Source organism: Bacillus sp. B2-WWTP-C-10-Post-4, assembly GCF_009183805.1.
Taxonomy (GTDB): Bacteria; Bacillota; Bacilli; order Bacillales; family Bacillaceae_G; genus Bacillus_A; species Bacillus_A cereus.
This window is the reverse complement of record NZ_WEII01000171.1, coordinates 1-5705: the sequence shown is the minus strand read 5'-3', so window position 1 is coordinate 5705 and position 5705 is coordinate 1. Positions and strand designations below refer to the sequence as shown.

The following is a 5705-nucleotide window of genomic DNA, read 5'->3' as shown; positions in this document are numbered from 1 at the left end:
GTCCATTATTTTATAGAAATCATAGAAAAATAAAAAAGCACTCCTTTTCAAAGAGTGCTAAAAAAAACATATAACCTAATAAAAATATTTCTATTTTGATTACAGAAAGAAAGTCTTTATTAAAACATATGGTTGCTAATTTAATTGCGATCTGCCTTGCACCCAAGCAGCAATATCATTTATAACATACTCAGGAATATTAGCAGGACTATAATATTCATCCGGTTTACTTATTTCCCCATCGCCCTCTGTAAAGAAATGATTTAACTTTGGATATAGTCGATAATCAACGTTATTTCGTTCTTTTAATTGTTCTTTCCAAAGGGGAATTTCGATTTTTGATTGAACTTGATAGTCTCTTTCTCCTTGAATAATAAGAAGTGGTGTCTTTTGTTCTTTTGATATTTCTGCTGCTTTAATTTTCCGAATAGAATCCCAAAATACTGCTGATCCTAAGTAAAAATCTTTTGGAGGATTCTGACCAGAGAAATTTGGATCATTTAATAATTCAAATTGCGATTTGTAGAATTTATATTGCTCCTGGTTCATTGCTCCAATAGAAAAAAGATACTCAAATTGATCTAAAACAACGTCTTGAATCGTACGAGCTGGTCCACCCATTACAATTGCCCCAGCAATATTTTGATTTTGGTCTTTTTCAATCATTTTCGGAAGCATCATTCCACCTTGACTATGACCAAGAATATATATTTGATTCTTATTTATTAGAGGCTCATTTTTAAGAAATTGAGTTACAAGAAGAGCATCATCTGTTGTCTCTTTATCAACTGTATAGAAGGGACTGAATTGTGTTTTCAGCCCATGTTCATACGTTCGTTTATTATAGCGAAGGACAGCAATTCCCTTCGATGCAAGACCTTCAGCTAAATCGCGAAATGGTTTTAAAGCAAACGCTGTTTCATCCTGATCAGTTGCTCCTGATCCTTGAACAAGAATAACCGCTGGAAAAGGACCATTTCCTTTTGGAACCGACAATGTTCCTGGTAATGGAAATGCACCACTTCCAACTACTACTTCTTTATCAACAAATGATTCAGGCTTACTATATGATGGACGCTCAGCAACAGGACTAAACGACATGCTTAGTTGAAAATCGTCTATTTTTCCAGATGGATCTAGTTTAATTAGTAAAGGTACAGTCATTTTTTCAAAAACTAATTGAATCTCCACATTTGTATGAACAGGATTTGTCTCTTTTTGTGTAACCTCTCCAATTTCTATAAAAGAACCTGCTTGTAATTGAACTGGCAGTCCCTCCCAATAGCTCTTCAACCATTCTTCGGATATTATTTTCTGTAATGACCTTGAGGTTAAATCAAATGCAGATTTATAATCTTCACTATTCATATGGCGAATAAATGAAAGAGTAGTAGATATAACAGGATTTTCATCATCACTATTGTCTATTTTTTTTATATTTGTGTTTACTTCCTTTAATTTTGAAATAAATTGGTGGTTAAATGGATTATTATATGTATTAGGATATAAATTTGTTTTCAGAATTTCCGTATTCCGTGCCTTATACAAACTTGAAGAACTCGTAAACTTTTCAGGTGAAATTACTTCCTCCCCATATGAGACTGAGGGAATTGCTATTGTAAAAATTGCACTGATAAGTAATAACTTATTACTTATTCTTCTTTTCTTACCCATACTTATTGATTCTCCCTTCAAAATTTAAAATTTCTAATACAATATGCCAACTATAAGGAAAATAAAAATTACCAAAGAGATTAATAATCTATTTTACGATCCCCCTCTCAAGTTAAAAATCTATCATTAACAAACTTCAATAAAAAACGCCTTCCCCCTCTTTTTTTATTGTTGGATTTTCCAATGACCTAGAAGCACAGCACGAAATTACATGTAACCTACCCGTGAGATTCTCTGTTTCAAAAGAAAAAAGCACCCCACTAGATGCTTTCTTTAATTGTTCTCACTATCATTTATTTAGGTAATTCTCTTATTACTGTAAGATAAATTCATTCTATTTCCTAAATCTCACTTATTTCTTAATTCACTCATACCAATATAAAACCTAATAACCTACCATCAAAAAATAAAGAAAACAGGTTATTTGGCTATTCATTTCGTAAACTTAATGCTCAAATTAGTTTTTTTCACAAAGTTAAACTTTATTAAGAAAAACTTAAAGAATTTCCCTCTATATTCATAAGAACTTTTTTCTATACTCAAAAATGTAAATAGACAAAAGGAGAAACGATCATGAAGAAATTTGTAATTTGCATACTAGGAATAGGCCTCCCTATATACTTACTACCTTTTATATTACGCGGAGATTTAGACAGATTTAATCCGATTGCTGAAGAAAAAAATGTATATGCCGTTGCGAAAGGATATGGTGTTCCAGATTATCATCATAAAGGCAAAGCTATGTACTCACTAAAAGCTGTTGACGAATTAAGTAATGAAAAAGAATATACAGTTGGAACGAACACGCCTAATGATTTTATAAGAAAAACTTACTTAAAAATTCATGTGAAAGGAAAATATGTGTATTCTTACGATATTATTTCTAAAGAGGATATTCCTGAGAAAATAAGGGGACAATTGGAGATAGCAAATAAATAAAAGAGCCAATTCATACGATTTGGCTCTTTATTCTCTCTCCCATCTACCGTTTGGATAATTCTTTCGGTAGATTTATTAAATTCGTTATCATTGTTCCAATAACCATTGTTCAATTACTTTTACTGTTTCATCTCGTTGTGCTTTTGCCGTAATTAAACTCGCATTATCACCTTTTTGCTCACCATACATGCCAAAATGAGCATGATTTCCCCCTTTTATCATGTGCATAGTTGTATTTTTCGACATTAACTTTTTATTGTTCTCTATTTTTTCTAGAGTTGCTAAAGCATCTACTTCCCCATAAATTGATAACATCGGAATCGATTTTGTAGAAAAGTCATCTGCAGGATACGAACCTAAGAAAATAATCCCGTCTACCTTGTCTTCATGTTGGAAGGCATACTTAGAAATCATAGCTCCTCCCATTGAATGCCCTGCAACATACCATTTTTGAACTTCCGGATACTTTTCAATTACACTGTCTACCTCATTTATTCCAAGTATCGCTAAATTTAATGGTAACTTAGGCATTACTACAAAGTGCCCATCTTTTGCAAGCGCTTCTCCTAAGTAACTATAAGCCTCAGCTTCTACTTTAGCTCCTTGATAAAAAATAACCCCTACTTTCGCATCTTTCGCTCCAAAAACGATATTATCTTCATCTTTTTTATCATCTACTAACGACAAAGCCTCTTTCGTCGGTTTATAAGTAAACTGAGACCAAGTCAAAAAAGTAAAACTTCCTATAATTAAAATAGCTAGTAAAGAGTACAGCATAATTTTTATCCATTTTTTCACAAAGATGACCTCCATAAGATGTATATATTCCATATTTCGGATTATCATTAACACACATAAAAACTCGAGCATTTTTATTGTGCTCAAGTTTTTAGTTCCGTCTTTAATTTATACTATAAATTGTCCAAGATAAATATGTAGCAAATGCAGACCATAAAAAATATGGTATTAGCAACCATGTCGATACTTTAGATAATTTGGAAGAAACCGCTATGAGAAGTAACGTAGTAATAGCGACAAGTAAACAATCTACTGTTGCTAAAAACAAATTCTTTTGGCTAAATTGAAAATAGCTGAACGCTTGATTGAATATATAATTTAAAAGGAATAAAAACCAAAATGTTTTTGGCTTGAATCCATAGTTGTTGTAAATAATTGCAACTGATAATGCAATAAGTCCAAATAATACAGCCCATATCATTCCGATTGTCATACCAGGAGGTGTCCAAGACGGCTTTTCTAACGCATCATACCAAGTACGATCAATAGGGAATAAAACACTAGAAACATAAAACAAACCATATGTTAGTAAAAATACTATAATACTAGATTTTTTCATAAACATTCTCCTTTTTACTAGAAGATTATAGAAACTTTATATGATTAGTATGCCCTTGTAATGGATAAAATTCTAATATTTAAATTCCAAATACATATTTTTTAACCTATTTTATACAAATTCTTTCATACTTTTATATGCACAAAGGGCTCTCTCTCGTGCTGCCTTATGATCAACAATCGGATAAGGATATGTATCCCCAAGCTTTATATTGGCCTTTTGTAAAATATGCGCAGGCGCTTCCCATGGTTTATGTATATATTTATTCGGTATATCGCTTAATTCTGGTACCCATCTTCTTATATACTCTCCATTTTTATCAAACTTTTCTCCTTGTGTGATGGGGTTAAAAATACGAAAGTACGGTGATGCATCTGCTCCACTTCCAGCAACCCATTGCCATCCCATTGTATTATTTGCAATATCAGCATCTAGTAGTGTATCCATAAACCATTTTGCTCCTTCTTGCCACGGAATTAACAAATGCTTTACAAGAAAAGAGGCTACAGCCATTCTTGCCCGATTATGCATAAAACCGGTTTGCCATAGTTCTCGCATTCCCGCATCAATAAACGGATAACCAGTTTCACCCTTCTGCCATACTCTTAATAACTCCTCTTCCTTATTCCACGGAAAATGTTCAAAGTTTTTATTAAGAGGTTTATATACTGTAAACGGATAGTGATATAGCAAATAATAAGAAAACTCTCTCCAAATTAATTGGCGTATAAAACTAATCACTTGTTTTTCAAAAAAACTACATTGTCTTTCGGTACTTTTATTTATTAAGTAGTGATACATTAACTTCACTGATATTTGGCCAAATGAAAGATATGGCGCCAACATTGAATGAGCATTTTGATTTGGAAAATCTCTTCCTTCACTATAAGAGGCTAATTTACTAGAGAAAAATTTCTTAAATGTTTTGTATGCCCCTTCCTCTGTAGGCTCCCATATTGCTTCCATATGAGATGTCCACGGTATAGTCGGCAACAAGTGTAATTCTGAGACAGATAAGCTTGCTGGTAAAGAGTTTCCCCACTTTATACTCTGCACTCTGCTAATAGGTTTAGGTATTACCTGCTTTTGAAATGCATTGTAAAAAGGCGTAAACACCTTATATTCAGTGTTATCCTTCTTTTTTATAATCCACGGTTCTAATAATAAATGCGAATTAAATTCCTTACAAATAATACCTTTATCTTCTAATATCATTTTCATTTTTTGATTAGATTTTAACCTGTCTGGATCATAACAACTATTCCAATATACAGCCGTTATATCTAATTGTTTTATGAGAGAAAGTATTTCTTCCTGTGTATTTCCTTTGCGGATTATTAAAGTAGAGCCCAATGCCTTAAGTTGCTTTTGGACATCCATTATAGCATGGCGTAACCACCACTTTGCCGCACTTCCTATTGAAAAAGTTTCATCTTGTACATATACCGGAAGAACCTCCCCGGACTGAACAGCCTCAAATAGAGCTGGGTTATCATATAAACGAAAATCTTTTTGAAACATAACGATAATTTTGTTTTGCATGGCTATCCCTTCTGATTTTTAAAGCACTATTCATTCTTTATTAGAACAAGTACTTCTGTTATTTTTAAATGATTATAAGAATCATCCTTTTTATTTTATAATCTTCTTCACTATAAACATTGATTTTCTATCTCTCTAAGTACATCATTTCCAATATTATCTATCTTTTCATTTTTTATAGTGTTATATAAAC

General features: G+C 32.3%; 5 protein-coding genes. 1 reads left to right on the top strand and 4 read right to left on the bottom strand.

Translation table 11 applies throughout. From position 1 onward, the window contains the following. Positions 1-135: 135 nt before the first annotated feature. Positions 136-1674 (bottom strand): alpha/beta hydrolase, encoded by a 1539-nt coding sequence (locus GBN78_RS28040; RefSeq protein WP_142284823.1) that lies wholly within the window; start codon positions 1672-1674, stop codon positions 136-138. Between the two features lie 573 nt (positions 1675-2247). Here GBN78_RS28040 and GBN78_RS28035 point away from each other — a divergent pair. Then, positions 2248-2613: a YxeA family protein gene (locus tag GBN78_RS28035; protein ID WP_000714887.1), complete on the top strand. Its 366-nt coding sequence runs from the start codon at positions 2248-2250 to the stop codon at positions 2611-2613. Positions 2614-2700: 87 nt separating this feature from the next. Here the strand turns inward: GBN78_RS28035 and GBN78_RS28030 are convergent, their stop codons facing one another. The 3 genes from GBN78_RS28030 to GBN78_RS28020 all read right to left on the bottom strand — a co-directional run bounded on the left by GBN78_RS28030 (position 2701) and on the right by GBN78_RS28020 (position 5512). After that, the gene (locus tag GBN78_RS28030) at positions 2701-3411 is read right to left on the bottom strand and encodes an alpha/beta hydrolase (RefSeq protein ID WP_152127947.1); all 711 of its coding nucleotides are present in this window, start codon (positions 3409-3411) and stop codon (positions 2701-2703) included. 103 nt (positions 3412-3514) lie between these two features. Next, positions 3515-3970: a TspO/MBR family protein gene (locus GBN78_RS28025; RefSeq protein ID WP_000749743.1), complete on the bottom strand. Its 456-nt coding sequence runs from the start codon at positions 3968-3970 to the stop codon at positions 3515-3517. Between the two features lie 111 nt (positions 3971-4081). Next, positions 4082-5512, bottom strand: coding sequence for a cryptochrome/photolyase family protein (locus tag GBN78_RS28020; RefSeq protein WP_152127946.1), 1431 nt, complete (start codon positions 5510-5512; stop codon positions 4082-4084). Positions 5513-5705 lie beyond the last annotated feature (193 nt).